Raw genomic sequence first — 19,063 nt, 5'->3', positions numbered from 1 at the left:
GGTAACCGCAATGCCGGTCAACAAATTGTTACTTGGTATTCGGGACATAACTGGCTGTTCATAGAACAGAGCAACGGTTCATACCAAATCAAACTTTCAGGAGAGAGTCAAAGCAGTTATCCCCGTCAATACATCCATGCTGAAGGAGGTGGTAACCGCAATGCCGGTCAACAAATTGTTACTTGGTATTCGGGACATAACTGGCAATTAATCAAACAATACAAGTCAAGCAACAACAAAATTGATCAAGCCAATGCAGATTATAACAGTGCAAATGAAGAATATGAAAGAGAAAATGAGGAATTAAATAGACTCCAAGAAACCGTTAACGCTGATGCGACTGATCGACAAGCTTGGGAAACTCGCCTTCAAGAAGTTAACAATCAACTTGCTCAAGTTCAAAGTGAGTTAAATACTCTCAACAACACAGTAATCAACACAGTCAGAACTACTCAACAAACCCCCCAAACCCTACCAACACTCCACACCGTTAGTAATGGTTCTCAAAAAGGTTTAGTTACTAAAGGTGGATTACTCGGATTTGCCTCCCCCGCGACGCGCATCGCAGCCATTGAAACTTGTGAAGGTAACGTACAACTGAGCTACTTTGACAGTCAAGGTCGGATGCGTCAGACTAACTTTGATGCAACCTCCGATAGTCGGAATACGACGTTTGAACAGTGGCTCCCAGATCAACTCCCTGTTGCTCTCAACTTTGCTGATAGTAACGGCAAAATTGAGTTAGCAAATCCATTTGTTTTGGGTGAGTCATGGACAGTGGAAACCTGGTTTTCCTTTCCATCTGCAGCGATGGAAAAACAAATAGACTATGTATACAATTTCGAGCACTATTTCGAGCAAAAACTCCTTGCCACTGACTCAAATGAATCTGACAACTTTGGTTCAAGTGTAGCAATTAGTGATAATATCGCTATTGTCGGAGCTTATAACCTAGACACGGGGGGCACTGACCCAGGTGCAGCCTATATCTTTGAGCGCGACAGCAGTGGTACTTGGACACAGACCCAAAAACTTCTTGCCAGTGACCCACAGGCAGATGACAACTTTGGTCGGAGTGTAGCAATCAGTGGTAATATTGCTATCGTTGGAGCTTATCGAGAAGACACGGGGGGCACTAACGCAGGTGCAGCCTATATCTTTGAGCGCGACAGCAGTGGTACTTGGACACAGACCCAAAAACTTCTTGCCAGTGACCCAGAGGCAGATCACAACTTTGCATATGCCAACTTTGGTTTAAGTGTAGCAATCAGTGGTAATATTGCTATCATTGGAGCTTATGCAGAAAACACGGGGGGCATTGAGGCAGGTGCAGCTTATATCTTTGAGCGCGACAGCAGTGGCACTTGGACACAGACCCAAAAACTTCTTGCCAGTGACCCAGGGGCATATGCCAACTTTGGTTTAAGTGTAGCAATCAGTGGTAATATTACTATCATTGGAGCTGGTGAACAAAACACAGAAGCCAGAGGTGCAGCTTATATCTTTGAGCGCGACAGCAGTGGTACTTGGACACAGACCCAAAAACTTCTTGCCAGTGACCCAGAGGATTATGACTACTTTGGTCGGAGTGTAGCAATCAGTGGTAATATTGCTATCGTTGGAGCTCGAGGAGAAGACACGGGAGACAGAAATGCAGGTGTAGCCTATATCTTTGAGCGCGACAGCAATGGTACTTGGACACAAACTCAAAAACTTCTTGCCAGTGACCCAGAGGCAAATGACAACTTTGGTCAGAGTGTAGCAATCAGTGGTAATATTGCTATCGTTGGAGCTTATCGAGAAGACACGGGGGGCACTGACGCAGGTGCAGCTTATATCTTTGAGGCAACAGTGACATATGAATATGCATCTGAACCTGCACGAAAAATTTTATTGGGTAGCACAGATGATAGTTCTCCCGTAGTGATTGAAGAGAAGTCAAAACTGGGAACACTGATTGATGGAGAATTTTATGATACCGGCTATAATCTGGAGCGATTAACTCCCGGATGGCATCATCTAACTGCTGTTGGCAAAGATTCTAGCACCATTTTCTATATCGATGGTCGTCAAGTGGCTGATGTTAAGCAAGCATACATCGATGCAGCAACAGATGATGCCACCAAAGAGCAAAGAAAAACAACAATTTGCCAAGCTACTGGTATTAATATTTCTACCATTGGCAATAGTACCACCGGTTCTGAGCAATTTGGCAAATTGGCAGAAGTTCGAGTTTGGAATTTGGCTCTGAGTAAAGCAGAGATTGCGATTAACAGCAAAACTCGACTCAGTGGTAACGAACCCGGATTAGTAGCTTACTATCCCTTGAACGAAGGGACAGGAACTGAGGTCAGAGACCTGACTGGTAGTACTAATACTGCTAGTACTAATACTGCTAGTAGTAACAATAGTACAGATACTGATGCGGCTACCATTGAACATCTCGAACATAAGGTAATGCACTTTGATGGGGTAGATGATTATATAGAGGTTCCTGCTCACGCCAACCCAACTACAGCAATCACTGTTTCACTCTGGGCTAAAAGTAACACAGAGAATTGGAATAAGAATGGCTGTTTAGCTAGTAAACGAAACGCTTACATAATCTGCCCAGTGGAAGGTAGTAAATCAATCAAGTTTTGGATTTACACTAAGAAATGGCAAAACGTTGTCCATACACCATCAGAGATAGATATCAATCAATGGCATCATTACGCAGGAACCTTTGATGGCACGACCCTGAAATTATACATAGATGGTGTACAAGTAGCTAGTGAAAATATAGCAGGAGTAATCAAGGTAGATACAGGAGTATTATGTTTAGGTTGGGACGATGGGATAGAATCTAGATATTTTAACGGTCAAATCGCTGAAGTCCACATTTGGAACAAAGCCCGCACAGCTGAAGAAATCCAAGCGGATATGTCCCAACGCCTAACGGGTCAAGAGTCAGGTTTAGTTGGTTATTGGCCATTAAATCAGATCCAAACCGAAGGAGTTCAACAAAAGGTTCTGGACCTCACAGGTAACAACAATCACGGCACCCTTAACGGAGCAATCCTCTTTGATGACAATACCTTGCCCATTAGCAGCAATACTGATAGTGCCAATAGTAGTACAGTTCCCATAGAAAATCTGGAACATAAGGTAACGCACTTTGATGGGGTGGATGATTATGTGTCCTTGCCCGCTGAGATTTCTAGTAACATTAGCAATCAAATTACTCTTGAAGCCTGGGTTTACAGCGATAGTCTTTCACAAAACAGTGTCCACAGAAGTATCGTTACTGAGGTATACCCTGGTTCCAACAAAAAAATTACTTTCCAACTTTGTTTAAATGGTTCCGATCACCGACTGCAAGCCGGATTTTTCAATGGGAGTTGGAGGCAAGTAACAGCAGGTTCAAGCTTTCCCATGAACCAATGGGTACACGTAGCGGCGAGTTACGATGGAGTGTCGATCAAAATTTATCAAAATGGTAGTTTGATTAGTCAATCTGCAAATCTCAATTTGTCCTTACCATCAAATACACATGGATGGCGGATTGGACGACGGCACGATAATGGTAACGCAACTGATATGTGGAATGGGCGCATAGCTGAAGTCCGCATTTGGAACAAAGCCCGCACAGCTGAACAAATCCAAGCTGATATGTCCCAACGCCTAACGGGTCAAGAGTCAGGTTTAGTTGGTTATTGGCAATTAAATCAAATCCAAACCGAAGGAGATCAACAAAAGGTTCTGGACCTCACAGGTAACAACAATCACGGCACGGTTCACGGAGCAATCCTCTTTGATGACAATACCTTGCCTATTAGCAGCAATACTGATAGTGCCAATAGTGGTACAGTTACTGATGCTATTAGCGGTAATAACGGTACTGTTATTGGTTCTATCTGGTGGGGTTGTGCGGCTCCCATTGGGAATCTGGGACACAAGGTGATGCAGTTTGATGGGGTAGATGATTATGTAGAACTTGGAGATTTTAATCCGGGCGACACTTTGACAGTTGAGTTATGGCTTAAACCGGAGAAGACTGATGATAGGCAGTGCTTTATTGGAAAAAATACTGAGGATGGAGGTGATATATTTGTCTTGGGTTATTACCATGACACGACTCGTCTCTATTTGCCTGGGTGGAGCCTTTGGTTCAATGACGAAAAAACTGCTGGGGATTGGTTCCACTTAGCAGTAGTCATTAATAAAAATCAGGAAAATGATTCTAAAGTTTCTTTTTATAAAGACGGTGTACACCGCTATAGCAGCACCCGGGAAATAACTTTAGGGGATGGTTTACCTTGGACACTTGGACAGGAGTGGGATTCCGGAAACTCTAGCCTTACAAAATCAGATTTCTTCCAAGGTCAAATCGCCGAAGTCCGGATCTGGAACAAAGCCCGCACAGCTGAAGAAATCAAAGCCGATATGCACCAACGCCTAACGGGCAAAGAGTCAGGTTTAGTTGGTTATTGGCCCTTAAATCACATCCAACCCGAAGGAGATACGATCAAAGTTGTTGACCTCACCGATAACAATAACCATGGCACGGTTAACGGAGCAACCCTCAAAGATGACAATACCTTACCTATAGGCAGCAATGCTTTAGTCAGTGCAGAATACAGCACCATTACCATAGACAAAGTTACCAATCGAAAATCTGCCATCATGCGGCGTTTCCTCGCCAGCCCCACCCTCAATGGTGTGGAATTATTGCCAGACAAACGCATCGAAAAACTAGAACTGAAATGGATTGGTAATGCCCAGTTTGCCCCGACCCTCCTCGGCTATATTGAAGGTGCTCCCCCCATACCCAGTGAAAATCTAACTGTCGATATTGATTACACCAGTGCAACTTCAGTCGAATTAGCCATATCTGAAGATGTAGCGTTTAGCTGGAATCGCTCTCAGGATGTTGGTTTAGGAGCATATATTGAGGGATTTATCGGCAGTGCTGGTGAAGTCTCTGGTGGTATTGGAGTTGAAACACAACTCGGGCAATGGAAAGCTGGGTTCAAAGGCAACCTTGACTTTAGCTACCAGTGGCAAAACGAAAGTAATATTACTTCTAGCTCAGCACTAAGCATGAGCGATCGCTTGGAACTACGGGGTTCACCGGAATCAAAAACGAAATTTACTCACCTAGGGCAACGGTTTATTCCCAAAAATGTCGGTTATGCTTTGGTCGTTTCGGGTTTAGCCGATGTATTTATCACTCGCCTGCAACGCAGTAAGAAAATGATTGGTTATCAGGTGCAACCTGTCGATGGTATTCCACCAGACGTTAATACCATTACCTTCTTAATCAATCCCGCCTATACCATGAACGGTAGTTTGGATGGGATGACAGGCAGTAGTGCTAGTAGCGATCGCTTTTTCCGCCATGTCCCAGAAATGCGTGCCCAATATGGTTCTCTCTATCCAGCAAGTTACTATCGTCTGCAAGAAGCTTACGACCTAAAACAGCAGATAGAGAATGAGGATAAGCGGCGAGAGTCCTATTTTGCCCAGTTTAATGCCGGTTTAGTCGATGAAACCTCTTTGAACCGAGGAATAGATAGCGGTAACGCTCCCCAAGATCTTGGACTTTCTCGTGAAGAAGACAAACCAGATGAGGAGTTGACTGAAGAGGAAAAACAAGCAGCCCAAAAAAGACAACAAGAACAATTTGAGCAAGAAGCAGGAGCGGCAGCTGAACAACAATCAGAAGCAGCCAAGCAAAAGCAAAAAGAAATTGATACCAAGATTACTGACCAAGAAACAAGAGTTCACGCCACAGACAGTTTTGCGGGTTGGCAGAAACGGATGGAAAACATCCAAATTCGGGCAGGCAAACGCAATATAGTTAACACCTATGTCTGGGATGCAGATGGCGGAATGCGAACAGAAGCCCAAAGCTTTGCTAATACCGCAGAACATACTGTGGGTGGCTCGTTTACCTTAAACGCTGGGTTAGGATTTCTGGGAGAGTTTGCAGCAGGGGGAGTTGCTGGTGAACTCACTGCTCAGGTTACCATAAACATGACCCAAACCATGAGTAAAACGGAAGCTCGTAGCAAAGGCTTAGAGTTATATGTCGATCTCAGTGGGGTTGAAAGTAAGGGTGTTACCGATGAAAACGATTATCCACTACAGCCCGGAGAAAAAGTAGACCGCTACCGCTTTATGAGTTTCTACCTCGAAGGCAGCACTCAAAACTTTAATGACTTTTTCACCTATGTTGTCGATCCTGAATGGCTTGCTAGCAATGATGAAGAAGCCCGCGCATTGCGCCAAGCTAAAGGTAAAGCCAATAAAACCTGGCGGGTACTACATCGAGTCACCTATGTGGAACGTCCAGCACTGATGGGCTTTGGTCGAGATATTCGACCCCGGGAAGATATCGATATAATTACTCGAGAAGTTGTCAATTACTTCGATTTGCTGGAGTTCAAGAGCGATGCACTCCAGAGTGATGTGGAGCGAATCTTACAAGAGTTAAGAACACTGAAGCAGATGCTTGGAGAAGGTCAATAGTGACTGTAACCTTTTAAGGGAGCTTATACTAAGTTCCCTTATAACAACTTTTTATGGATGCTAAACATAGGTTTTTAAGAGGAGAACAAAATGCCTCAACTGATTGAATTTAAAGGAAGACAATTTTCTGAAGAAGAGTCAAAGCTAGTTACTGATGCTTATAGAAGGGATATCAGAGGTAAAAGATACTCAGGTGAGCGAGAACTGATTGACTTGGCTAAATTATTGGATATAAAAGTGAATATACACTATGCAAATCAAGAAACTTCAAAAATTACTCCTCTTGGCCCCGATGAAAATCAAGTTATTGGTTTAAGTTTTGTAGCTGAAACAAAAGTTACTACCTATGGAAATGATAATAGTAATGTTCAGATTGATTTACTTGTCATCGGACCCCATTATGAAGTCTTACAACCAGAAGGAGAAATACTTTATAAAAGAGTGGGGATTCCGACAGATGGCAATTGTCTGTATAATTCATTAATTAAAGCTACTAAAGGCAATTCAAGCATTGCTGATAAAATCTCTGATCTAAAAAGTGATGAAGCTCAATTTGAATTAGAACCCAACTCACCAGAAGTCCAAGGTTTACGAAACTATGTAGCAGACTCTTATGAAGAAAATGAAATGAGAGAGCGTATTAATGAGTCTCTTTCATTTCAAGAAGATTCGAGCAAGTTACCAACTTCATTTGAGTCATTAACTGCATTTGAGATTTTGGGTTCTAAAACTTTAACAGTTATAGATAGGATTAAATCATCGTATCCAGATCTTGAAACTATTCAGAAGACCTTTGTAAAGCTGAAAAATGAACTTGAAAGTCGGCAAAAATATATTTTATTGCACCCAGAGCGATTTCTTCCAGCAATTAGCGGCGATCCTCAAGCTCCTATAATATTTGATGAAATTGATCCAGTATATAGTAAAGCTAAAGCATTATTTAATAGAATTTTAGCAAAATACGGCGACTTTGAACAACTTAAAAATTTAGAGGAAATAGACAATTTATACAATGAAATTCAGCATCAAAGGGCGGAATTGATTCTCCAGCCTGCCAAAATTACTGGTGCTCCCGATGGCTCCCAAATATCTGAACAAGCAGCCCAAGAGATTACCAACCTCGACGAAGATTACAAACTGGTACGTCTAATCGCTTTGTTAGAAGATACAGGCAGTGATATCAATGCAAAATTTCGGGCTATGCTCAAGTTTCTGCCGACGGCTTCCGAGAATGCACGGAACACCCTCAAGAAGCGATATGAAATTATTCAAGAGCGCGATCTGGTTCAAGATATAGAAACTACATTTAATCCAGAAAAAACTAAGTTGGAGAAACTATCAAGTGCAACTATTGGAAGAGTATTAGGTAACGGAGAAGGATACAAACTGCAACTCCCTGTTTTGAAACAGCTCTTAGAAACCGGACAAGTCTCTCCCACCGTTGAAGTTGCTTTGGAATTAGGACTTCTTTATCGAGGAACAACAACAAGCAATCTTTCCTTGAGCCAAGATTCTAAAGATAAAATACGCCAACTTGTTAAAGACAATCCAGGGGAACTTGCACCGCTGGCATCTGATAACCAATTGGACCAAGATAGTGACAATGAGGATATTTTCTTAACAGCTGTCAAGAACAACTTTAAAAATCATCACCAGGGATTTTTCGGAGAAATTCAGCGATTAATTATTGGGGAAGAAAATGATGGCTCTTCTCCTATCGCTAATCCAGATATTCCAAAAGACTTAAAAACAACTGGAAATAAAGATGCTGACTATCTCATAAGTTTAATCTATGACGATAATGGAAAGCCTCGGAAGATAGACAATCGAGAAGAACTGCAACAGAGAATTTTGGATCGGACAGTATTCTTCTCCGAAGCAAAACGCAAAAAATTTATAGAGTCAGAACAATCACAATCGGAGAAATTTCAATCATTCTTAGACCGCTATGACTCTTCTATACTAGGTGGAACAACTTCTGCAGTGATAGAAGCCTGGGAAAAAGAGATATATGAACGTCTAGAACCCTATGAAACATTTTGGTATTTTCTTAACCAGCATCAGACGAACAGACTGGGTAGAAATATTATTTTAGGCGGTTCTCATTTAACTTTGGATTGGTGTACCTATACTAAAAAGCTGGTAGATGCTCAGGGAAAAGATGAGAAAACTCGCCGAATACACGAGCTGAATGCTTTGCTGGAATATCAAGCCTCAAGATCCATTTTGAAGCGTTCGCTAGAGCGAAAACAGACCAAGGAGAAAGTGCTAAATCTTCTCTCAAGCGAGGATAGCTGGGATGCTGATGAAGCGGTGAGGCAGTATTGCCAAGAGATTAAACAAGAAGACCATAAAAAGTGGTTAAAAGGGCAACTCAAGAAAGCTGGATTAAAGTCAAGGGATAGAGACGAAGTTAACAGACAACTTTTACTCAGAGGAGCTTATCCAGGAGCAAAGCCAATTGATGAATTGCGCCAGATGGGCATCTATCAACAATTAAAGCGGAAAGCTGAAAAATCTCTGAACACATCAGATACCTTAAATATCCTGAGTCAAGTTGAGCCGGGTAGTTTTGACTATCACCTCATTCGTGAAGACAATAGTTTGCTACAAGGTATTTACTTGGATGCGATCAAAGTTATTTTTCCAAGTCATCATGAGAAAGTCTGGAAATTTTGGACAAATTTACTTTCTCTACCTGATGATAAAAGTTATAAGGATAATCTCAATAGGTTTTTATCAGAACCGGAATTTTTCAATAGAGAAGATTTAGAAAGAGGCAAGGAATTTGCCAAGCAAAACTATTGGGCTGCGAGACTAGCAATACAACATTTTATATCTTCAGGAACTGCAAGGGACGCTCGGAGGCGAGAAGTTCTGAAACTGGTGTTTCAAGCACAACTTGCGGGAGTTAAAGGTGATGCGTTAGCAGAAACATTAAAAAAGATTGATCAACAGACTTCTGACTGGGTTGAGACGACAACCCTTTCCCCGCAACAAAGTGAACGCAAGGCTGCTGAACTCCTACGCAAGTATTTGCAGGGGGAAGCAGAAGAAATTAAAATAGCAGACCTGCTTGATGTATCAGAGGGTTTTCTCGCTGATGATGGAGAGATGATTGCCTTCAGTGTAGAGGTTTTAACTCCCGATCAGGTCGTCGATCTCTGGTTTGCAGAGAGTGTCAAACGCTTAAAGACCCTGGCAGAAGAGCGAAGAAAGTTATCCCTACAGTTGTTATCAGCACAATTCGCGAAGAACGAAGCCGAAGCTACAACACTGGCGGAACAATTAAACACAAAAAATCAAGAAATTGAGAACTTTCAACTTGAAGTTGACGAGGAGTTGAAAACAAAACTGAGACAAGTCGCTTCAGAGGGTAAGGCAGCAGAATTAGAGAGACAGTTACTCGATAAAGTGGGACAAGCTTTTAGCCAAAGAACCTCTAAAACGATTCGAGAACTCCCTCTGGCACCATCTGAAACTTATTTCAAGGGACTAGAAACCAGCAACAAAAGCTTAGTTCTCAAAGAACGTTACCTGGAGACAGCTATTGGTTGGCATCACTTTAGTCCTGCTGGCACAGCAGCTTCCCTAGACACAGGAAAATTTTTCAGTATTTTTTCGGAAGTGAGACGGGTATTTTCTTTAGATCCTACTAAAGCCGATATTGAACAAGAATTGCTCCAGAAGGTACAAGCGTCTATGGAAGCATTGGGTTCTTCTTTAGATCGATGGAAAGAAACACAAGATCGTGCGATTGAAACTGTAGTTGATGCTGTAACGCAAACTTTGAGTATCCTCGGAGCGACATCAGCCTTGGCTTTGGGGGTTGCTGCTGCGCCAGCCCTAGTCCAGCTAGCTTGGGCTTTAGGTAACTCAGCGGGTCAGACTTTGATCCGGCAAGTGGTTTCGACTGCTCTATCAAGATCAGGTGATCGAAATCCTAAACTGATACTCCAAGAAGTATTGACTGAGACGGCGCAGGGTGTAACTCAATTTTTTGTAACGAATGAACTGGCTGTGGGTTTGAATATTGGTTTAATTTATGGGGCAGGGCTGGATACTACCACCAAGAAAATATTTGCAGACCCAGCTTTGAAAGTGATGACAACTAAGTTGACAGGTGTTATTTCTGACCTGACAGCTGCTGCTATTGCAACCCCCTTCTCATCCAATTCTTTTGATTCAGAGCGGTTTCTGGATGTCCTTAAATTCAAGGGAAAATCTTCAATACTGAGTGGCATCACGCAATACGGTCAGAAGTTTGCTGAAGGTATGAGCGATCTGCTCTATAACTTTGTCATGAGTCCCGTGGGAGGGTATGATCGCACAACTGATTTCAATAAACTTTATCCGACAAGGGAACAGAGGGAACAAGCACTCAGAAATCTCTTTAATTTTATGGATGGTGCATCTCAGTTTGTAGGAGGCCCGACAGATAATATGGGGGCTTCGACATGGATTATGAGTGATGAAGCCTTTGACCAAAATCCTTGGATTGATCGGATTAAGAATTCTGTCAAAACCAGTCTTTATGAAGAGCTAGTTTTGCCTAAGTTCTTAGATAAGATTTCATTTTCTGTAGAAGCAGGATTGTCCACCCCGGCAGATTCATCCGAGCAACCAGGAGGAGAACCCGAGCAAAAGTCCGTTGAGAAAGAGAAAGCAATTGATCGTGCCGTTTCCCATTCGATAATTCTTGCTCTATATGGTATGGGAATAAAATTACCGGACATGGAAATGACCCTGGAGAATACAGATAATATCCTTACTGCTGCTTTGGAACAATTTCCGGAGGCAGAACGGGATGCAGTGAACAACGTTTTCCAACAGCTAAAAAACACACTAAAGCAAGAAGCTGAGAATGACTTTGATAATCAAACCGGCTTGGCGGAGGAGACAATCCAAAAAATTAACGAAAGGTTGCAACAGGATCTTCAACCGGGTGAGAGAAACCCTGTGAGCAGACATTATGAGAGACAACTATCCAGCAGTAATCGTCCTCAATCATCAACTCAAAGCCTTACACGAAGACGTAAATCTAGTGGTACAAGCAAAGATCTTCGTGAAAATCTTGCAAAACTTGCCAAACAAAAATTATTGGCTAGGCAAAAATTCTTCAGCAGTTAGCAAGCGCTTCAAAGCAATTATTAAAATTAAATAAGGATTGAGAGTCTTTCGGCTATACCCCTATACCCCTCGGTAGTGGTAAAGATGTAGTGGTTTGGCTACGGTTTGGTCAAGGTAACGGGAGCTAAAATCACTACTTGTTTACCACTACCGCGCGCTAAGTCACTTGGACACCCAAATCCACCTGCTTGAGGATCCTTCGCCCCTCTAACACCAACCCTCTACCAGCTTCACTACACTCCCCGCGCCCCCGCCCCGCGCCTCACAGGGGTAGGTTTTTAACAAAGACCTCAGGTGTGGGGTGTGGGTTGTGGGGTGTGGGGTGTGGGGGATAAGAAAGCGATGCATCGCTCCTAAACTCCGAAACACAGTCATAGCTTACTTCTGACTTCTGACTTCTAACTTCTGACTTGCCCGTAGCGCTATATGAGATGCACCCGATCGCATCATCATACCTTTAGAGGTATCAAGTCCCTCCAAAAATTATATTAGACAAAATTAAAATTACTACATAAGCTATTCATATAAGCTTCCATGGAGTCAAAACATGAAGTGATTTATAGCATCAACTCTGTTAGCAAACTCTATACTTAGTAAGGAAAATTATAACTAATAAATTGGTAGGTTATTAAACTCTAAATTAGAAGCAAAACATACTCATTATCTTGAATAAATAAGCATTTTATTCAAAAGTATTTGATCCAAGTTTTGCTTGGAAACAATATGTATGAAATTTGCCTATTATTTAAGAAGATGACTGTTGAACCCTTTTGCCATGGTACCTACCAAGGAACGGAGTTCACCCCAGTCACATTTGAAATTGCACAGAAGCAAAAAGTTGCCCTTTGCCTGTGCAAGGGTACAGGCAATGCCCATTTCTTCTGTGACCGTGCCCATACAAGTCTATAGGAGTATCAGCAGATACCATGTCTCAACCCATAAAAATTCTGGCTTTTGCTGGTAGTGCCCGCATCGAATCTTTCAATAAAAAGCTGGTCAAAATTGCTGCTGAGGAAGCTAAAGTCGCTGGAGCCGAAGTCACCTACCTAGACCTGCTGGATTATCCCATGCCTATATTTAACCAAGATTTGGAGGCTCAAGAGGGACTGCCAGATACAGTTCTTCAGTTCAAAGCTTTGCTGAGAAGCCATCAGGGATTCCTAATTTCCTGTCCAGAGTACAACGGTTCAATTACGCCCCTGCTCAAAAATGTCATTGACTGGGCCTCGCGCCCAGATCCCCAGGAAGCATCGATGGCACTCAGTGGCTTTAAAGGCAAAGTCGCAGCCCTATTAGCCACCTCTCCAGGTGGCTTAGGGGGAATCCGGGGATTAGTTCACGTTCGCGCAATTTTAGAAGGGATTGGCGTCTTGGTGATTCCCGATCAAAAGGCGATTCCAGGAGCCTATCAGGCCTTTGATGACCAGGGTAACCTCAAGGATGAGAAGCAGCTCAAGGCTGTGCAGGCGATCGCCACCAAACTCGTTGATGTAACAGCTAAATTATCGCAGTAGTGATTAGGATGGGAGGAATACACGAGTCACAGTAGCACCTTCCCATCGAATTATTACGGCTATTCTAGAAAAATCCAGTGATGGCTGGATTTTTCTAAGGGTTCAAAACACTAAGATTTATGCAAAGTCAGGTTAGGTTCCTTTTCACTATTCTTAGTTAGAACTAGAAATCGTGATACAAGTTTTTAACTAATTTAAACATAAACCTGCCGTCGTCAATGGCAATATCAACCTCCACTATCGGATCGGCGGTGAAGGAGTACCAGTAATCTTACTCCATGGATGGGATGTGCTTAACATTCCCTCATGGGGCATACTGTTGCACCATTACTTGCCTTATTAAATCACCTTAAATCACTCAAAATTATCAAACTATTAGAGGTTTTTCACCATGAGCAAGATTGAATTACTTACACCGGAAAATTCTGTTCTTTTATTTATTGATCATCAACCTCAGATGGCCTTTGGAGTTGTGAATATTGATCGTCAACTCTTGAAAAATAATGTTGTGGCCCTTGCCAAGGCAGCGAAAGTATTTAATATTCCAACCACTCTGACCACAGTTGAAACAGAAAGTTTCAGCGGTTACATGTGGCCTGAATTGCTTGATGTTTATCCTGAAAATGATTTGCTAGAACGCACCAGTATGAACTCCTGGGATGACCCAAAAGTTCGAGATGCTGTGGGTGTAACAGGACGTAAAAAGTTGATTCTCTCTGGTCTATGGACAGAGGTTTGTATTAATCTCTGTGCCTTTTCCGCCATGCAGGATAATTACGAAGTCTATGTGGTCGAAGATGCTTGCGGTGGCACCAGTGAAATGGCTCACCGCGCCTCAATGGATCGGATGGTGCAAGCAGGGGTTGTACCCATGACTTGGCAACAAGTTGCTCTGGAATGGCAACGAGATTGGGCGAGGAAAGAGACTTACGATCCTATTATGGCGGTATTTAAAGAACACAGTGGAGCTTATGGCATGGGGATTGATTATGCCTACACGATGATAAACAAAGTACCTCAGCGTGGTGACTTTAAAGGGAAGATAGTTAAGTAGAAAAGTATTGATAAAAGTATAGGTTTTATGTCTGGACGGGAGTGGATAAAAAATCAATTTTTCCTCTCCCAGACTTTTTCAGATGTAATTGATTTACTAAATATTGAAATCATGGAAAACTACCACAAGACCAAAAGGCGAGATTTTTTCAAGTTGGCCTTAGCAGCAGGATTTTCTACTGATTTGTTACATAAATGTAGCTCTTGGGCACAGAATAATGCTGACACCAGCAACAAAGCCGATTGGATTCTTCATAATGGCCGGATTGCAACCCAAGACAACAAGCGTTCCTTTGCTGAAGCCTTAGCCATTAAAGGTAATCGTTTTCTCGCCGTTGGCTCAGACAAGGAAGTGATGGCCTATAAGGGAGATAAAACAAAGGTCATCAATCTTAATCGCCGTACTGTCATTCCGGGGCTGAATGATAGCCATACTCACTTGATTCGTGGTGGTTTGAACTACAATCTAGAGCTGCGCTGGGATGGAGTTCCTTCTTTAGCTGATGCCCTGCGGATGCTGAAAGAACAGGCTGTGAGAACCCCTGCACCACAGTGGGTGCGCGTGATTGGCGGGTGGAGCGAGTTTCAGTTTGCCGAACGACGCATGCCAACGTTGGCAGAAATTAATGCTGTTTCTCAAGACGTACCTGTTTTTATTCTCAATCTGTATAACCGTGCTTTACTAAACGGTGCAGCTCTAAGGTCTTTGGGAATTGACCGTAATACGAGCCCACCTCCTGGTGCTGTTATAGAAAAAGATAGCAATGGCAATCCCACAGGAATGCTCATTGCTAAACCGAATGCCACTATTCTCTATGCAGCGATCGCTCAAGGACCAAGATTAGGTTTAGAGGATCAAATCAATTCTTCACGCCACTATATGCGGGAGATGAATCGCCTGGGTATTACAAGCGTAATCGATGCTGGTGGTGGTGGACAAAATTATCCCGATGACTACCAAATTATCCAAAAGCTTCATACAGAAGGATTGATGACTGTCAGGGTTGCTTATAACCTATTTACTCAAAATCCAGGCAATGAGAAAGGGGATTTTGAAAGATGGATTAAAATTGCTAATCCTGGTCAGGGAGACGATTTTTATCAGCTCAATGGTGCAGGGGAAATGTTAGTTTTCTCAGCTGCAGATTTTGAAGATTTTACCGAACCTCGCCCTGATCTCAATCCCACTATGGAAGGTGACCTAACCGAGGTTATTAAACTCCTTGCTGCTAATAAATGGCCCTTTAGACTTCATGCTACCTACAACCAATCTATTTCTCGGTTTTTGAATGTATTTGAACAAGTCAATCAGGACGTTCCCTTTGCAGGGATGCATTGGATTTTAGACCATGCCGAAACCATTAGTGAAAAAAATATTGAGCGGGTCAAAGCCTTAGGGGGAGGGATTGCCATTCAACATCGCATGGCTTTTCAAGGAGAATATTTTATAGACCGGTATGGTTCTGAGGCTGCCAGCCACACTCCTCCAATTAAAAAGATAATGGCCATGGATGTTCCTATCTCTGGGGGAACAGATGGAACTAGGGTAGCTAGTTACAATCCTTGGCCAGGCCTGTACTGGTTAGTGTCAGGAAAAACTGTTGGGGGAACCCCACTTTACCCTGAAGCGAATCGCCTTAATCGCATGGATGCCCTTAGATTATATACTACGGCAGCTGCTTGGTTCTCCAATCAAGAGGGTAATAAAGGGTCAATTGTTCCAGGTCAATTAGCAGACTTAGCAGTCTTGTCAGAAGACTATTTTTCTGTACCCGAAGACAGAATTAAACATCTCGAATCAGTTTTAACTATTGTGGATGGTAACCCTGTATATGGTTCAGCGGAATTTAGCGAGTTATCCCCTCCACCCTTACCCATCAGTCCCGATTGGTCACCTGTTAAGTATTATGGTGGCTATCACAACGACTCAAAGATTAATTTAGTCTCTCTAAGAAACCCTAGACAAACATCCTCTACAATCGCCAATTCCAAGAGCCAGCATAAATTTAATTTCTCTAATTTATCTTCCCTAAGTACCTCAGGGAGTCTATCTCGTTTTTGGGGTGGTTTAATGTGTGGTTGTTGCTAAAGAAAGGTTTTAAAGGGAATCGGGAATCGGGAATCGGGAATCGGGAATCGGGAATCGGAAAAGTACTTTTTGATTTTAAACTAATATTGATGGATACTTCTAACTTTATTGACAATCAACTTGATAATCAACAAGTCACAGCAGTTATTTCTCACTTTGTGCGGAAGGGACGGGAGCAGGGCTATGAAGAGTGGCTCAAGGGAATTTCTGCTGATGCTCGGAAGTTTGAAGGACATTGCGGCCTCACAATTTTAAGACCTCAGCCTGGAACACGGTCAGACTATGTAATTATTCTGCGATTTGATAGCTATCGCCACTTGCAACAGTGGATGAATTCGGAAGTTCGTAAACATTGGATTGAGCGCGCAGAACCCTTGACTCAAAAGGTGGAAAATGTACAAATCTTAACGGGGTTAGATTATCTGGTTTCTCTTCCCGGTCAAACACCACTAAAACCACCGCCACGTTACAAGACTGCCATTTTAGTTTGGATTGGCGTATATTTTTGCAGTATATTGCTGGGGGTTGTCGTGATGCCTCATTTGATGGTATTGCCGTTTATGCTTCGTCAAGCAATTATGGTGGCAATTACCGTAGGTTTGCTCACTTATTTAGTGATGCCTTTCCTCACTAAGATATTTGCCAAGTGGTTGCACAGTTAATTAACTTTTGGGGGAACGTCGATAATGACTTTAAGCATAAAAATTCATCATGATTACCTCAGTTTGTCTTGGAAATTATGAGTTTTAAAGTTCGTGTTAAATTCGTTCGATAGTTACTTAAAAAGTATCCCAAATTTCATCTGCAAAACCGAGTTGCATCGCCTCAGGACGGGGAAATTTCTGTTTCATTATCTGTGGAGATTGTTCTATTTCTTCGCCCTCCCAGTCTACAATCAACAAATCGTTCGGACTACAGTGAAAGAACGCGCAGAGTTGAGCGAGGGTAGTAAAAGCGTTCGCTCTTAGCGGAAGCTTCGCTTCATCGCATTCGCTTCCCCATTTTCAAGTTCCCTTAATTGTTGGCGATCGATTCCCGTAGATTCAGAAATTTTTTCGTAACTTATATTTCCTGAATCAGCTCTTAATTGTGCTAGTTTAGTTATGACTTTCATCTTGCAAACTTACCTGCTAGTTTCTATTTTATGAAATTATGCAAAAATTATAATAAAATTCCCGCGCCCCCGCCCCACACTTCCCTTATTTTTTACAACTATCAGATGCACCCTACTGTTGCCTGTTCCCTATTCCCTGTTCCCTTTGCTATAGGCAGATGACGGTGGAAATTACTAAAGAACCCTTCTGGAGATACTCGTTCTTTCCAAATCCGGCGACACTCATACTGTAAATCTACAAATTCCCGGGATGATAGATTGTCGTGAAACTCAGCAATTTTATCGCCAATTAAATGAAGTTCATTCTCCTTGATCCAAACACAGTATTTCTTCCAATCAATGTCAAAGTCGTAGGGAAGGACACAATCGGTATCTACAAGAACTGGAATTCTGCCACAGCACAATGCTTCATAGAAACGAAAGGAATTGTTTCCTGACCCACGGCAACAGAAGATATAGTCACTGTCTATTAAGTTATGGACAAATTCCAGTCGATGCTTTTGCTTTAACTTGACGTCCGGTTGATTCAAGAAAACTAGGTTGTCTCTAATCAAAAAGTTGGTGATTATGTTAGGATCTTTGGCTAAGATATCTAAGGCTTGAAGTCTTAACACATGTCCCCAATTATAGGGAGGGATACTAGTTTTTGAGTTCAAAACATTCGTTTTGACTCTAGACCATAAAACGTTTAAATTGGTTTTGGTATTTTGTTTTACGGCATACCCACAGAAACCAACTACCGGTTTTAAGCATTTTTGGCGGATATTGAGTTTGTTGTCCAGATAGTTTTCAACAAAGTCTTCGCTCCACTGAGGTAGGGTAAAATCGGTGTTTTTTCTCAGGGAGCGATAGAGGGAGTTACGGAATACAAAATCACTTTCAATCGGTAAGTTAAGATGGGAAGAAGCCCCACCAAAAAAGCTGATTAAGGGCTTTCCTGCTGATTTAACGTTTTCTGCTAATTCTCTGGCTTTATCTTCCAATTCAGAATTCCATAGTGCCCAATTAACTGGTACAATGGCAAAATCTGCTTCCTCCAGAGACGACATCTTAAATAGAGACTTTCCAATTTCTACATAGTGGTCAAAACAACTACTAATGGGATCCTGAGGATTTTCCGGAGGCTTGCCCCAAAAGGGGTATAGGATTGCCTCATAGGTCATGCCCTCTGGCAGATAGTTCTGGTCACAGAAAATTTTCAAAGTCATAATGTTAGCCTCTTTGGTACTTGTGATGCTAAATCATTAGTTTGGGCGAGGGAGTCGGGAAGGGAGAACAGAAGTGGTTAAATGTAAGTGGTAAGTGGTCAGTGGTCAGTGGTCAGCGGTCAGCCATGGCACAGGCTTCTAGCTGCTGATAGCTGATAGCTGATAGCTGATAGCTTACAGTTAAATAACACTTTATAAGTCATTAAATAAAACTTCTCGGCTATATCCATGCCGTTTTGCCAAATTATTTAGTTTTGAGAATTCTGAGGGAACTAAGGCCGTGGCCTATGCTTTCGGGCTTTGCCCGAGCTTGCGGGAAGGGGAATAGAGCTTCGCAGTACAAGTATGTCTTTACTTCAACTGCTATAATTAAAGGTTGGTTCGCCTATCACGCGGCAAGATGCCTATTCCGCCGCCACTGGCAAGATGCCAGTTCTACACA

9 protein-coding genes are annotated in these 19,063 nt (G+C 42.4%); 7 read left to right on the top strand and 2 right to left on the bottom strand.

What is annotated here, in order from left to right; all coding sequences use genetic code 11:
• The 7 genes from AC4II3_RS07645 to AC4II3_RS07615 all read left to right on the top strand — a co-directional run.
• Window positions 1-6,513 (top strand): LamG-like jellyroll fold domain-containing protein (locus AC4II3_RS07645; RefSeq protein WP_490722800.1); only part of this gene is annotated, 6,513 nt, incomplete at its 5' end.
• Between the two features lie 90 nt (window positions 6,514-6,603).
• Entirely contained in the window at window positions 6,604-11,643 is a 5,040-nt protein-coding gene (locus AC4II3_RS07640; RefSeq protein ID WP_488008580.1) for a hypothetical protein, read from the top strand.
• 753 nt (window positions 11,644-12,396) lie between these two features.
• Complete coding sequence (locus AC4II3_RS07635; protein WP_488008582.1) at window positions 12,397-12,552, top strand: hypothetical protein; 156 nt, start codon at window positions 12,397-12,399, stop codon at window positions 12,550-12,552.
• 17 nt (window positions 12,553-12,569) lie between these two features.
• Window positions 12,570-13,157: an NADPH-dependent FMN reductase gene (locus tag AC4II3_RS07630; RefSeq protein WP_488008584.1), complete on the top strand. Its 588-nt coding sequence runs from the start codon at window positions 12,570-12,572 to the stop codon at window positions 13,155-13,157.
• Window positions 13,158-13,548: 391 nt separating this feature from the next.
• Entirely contained in the window at window positions 13,549-14,211 is a 663-nt protein-coding gene (locus tag AC4II3_RS07625) for a hydrolase (protein ID WP_488008586.1), read from the top strand.
• Between the two features lie 111 nt (window positions 14,212-14,322).
• Window positions 14,323-16,299, top strand: coding sequence for an amidohydrolase (locus tag AC4II3_RS07620; RefSeq protein ID WP_488008594.1), 1,977 nt, complete (start codon window positions 14,323-14,325; stop codon window positions 16,297-16,299).
• Window positions 16,284-16,961 carry an antibiotic biosynthesis monooxygenase gene (locus AC4II3_RS07615; protein ID WP_488008588.1) on the top strand — a complete coding sequence of 226 codons (678 nt, stop codon included), beginning with the start codon at window positions 16,284-16,286 and terminating at the stop codon, window positions 16,959-16,961. Before AC4II3_RS07620 ends, AC4II3_RS07615 begins: the two co-directional genes overlap by 16 nt.
• A 302-nt stretch (window positions 16,962-17,263) precedes the next feature.
• On the opposite strand, the gene AC4II3_RS07610 is transcribed toward AC4II3_RS07615, so the two are convergent.
• Both AC4II3_RS07610 and AC4II3_RS07605 read right to left on the bottom strand, forming a co-directional pair.
• Complete coding sequence (locus AC4II3_RS07610) at window positions 17,264-17,413, bottom strand: helix-turn-helix domain-containing protein (protein WP_488008590.1); 150 nt, start codon at window positions 17,411-17,413, stop codon at window positions 17,264-17,266.
• 101 nt (window positions 17,414-17,514) lie between these two features.
• Window positions 17,515-18,621, bottom strand: a complete 1,107-nt coding sequence (locus AC4II3_RS07605; protein WP_488008592.1) for an exostosin — start codon at window positions 18,619-18,621, stop codon at window positions 17,515-17,517.
• Window positions 18,622-19,063 lie beyond the last annotated feature (442 nt).

Source organism: Moorena sp., assembly GCF_982860115.1.
The sequence above is the reverse complement of the archived record's forward strand: the minus strand, read 5'-3'. Positions and strand labels throughout refer to the sequence as shown.

Bases quoted from the DNA above. Each gene is read 5' to 3' on its own strand.
- AC4II3_RS07640 (WP_488008580.1), top strand. From the start codon at position 6,604: ATGCCTCAACTGATTGAATTTAAAGGAAGACAATTTTCTGAAGAAGAG.
- AC4II3_RS07635 (WP_488008582.1), top strand. From the start codon at position 12,397: ATGACTGTTGAACCCTTTTGCCATGGTACCTACCAAGGAACGGAGTTC.
- AC4II3_RS07630 (WP_488008584.1), top strand. From the start codon at position 12,570: ATGTCTCAACCCATAAAAATTCTGGCTTTTGCTGGTAGTGCCCGCATC.
- AC4II3_RS07625 (WP_488008586.1), top strand. From the start codon at position 13,549: ATGAGCAAGATTGAATTACTTACACCGGAAAATTCTGTTCTTTTATTT.
- AC4II3_RS07620 (WP_488008594.1), top strand. From the start codon at position 14,323: ATGGAAAACTACCACAAGACCAAAAGGCGAGATTTTTTCAAGTTGGCC.
- AC4II3_RS07610 (WP_488008590.1), bottom strand. From the start codon at position 17,413: ATGAAAGTCATAACTAAACTAGCACAATTAAGAGCTGATTCAGGAAAT.
- AC4II3_RS07605 (WP_488008592.1), bottom strand. From the start codon at position 18,621: ATGACTTTGAAAATTTTCTGTGACCAGAACTATCTGCCAGAGGGCATG.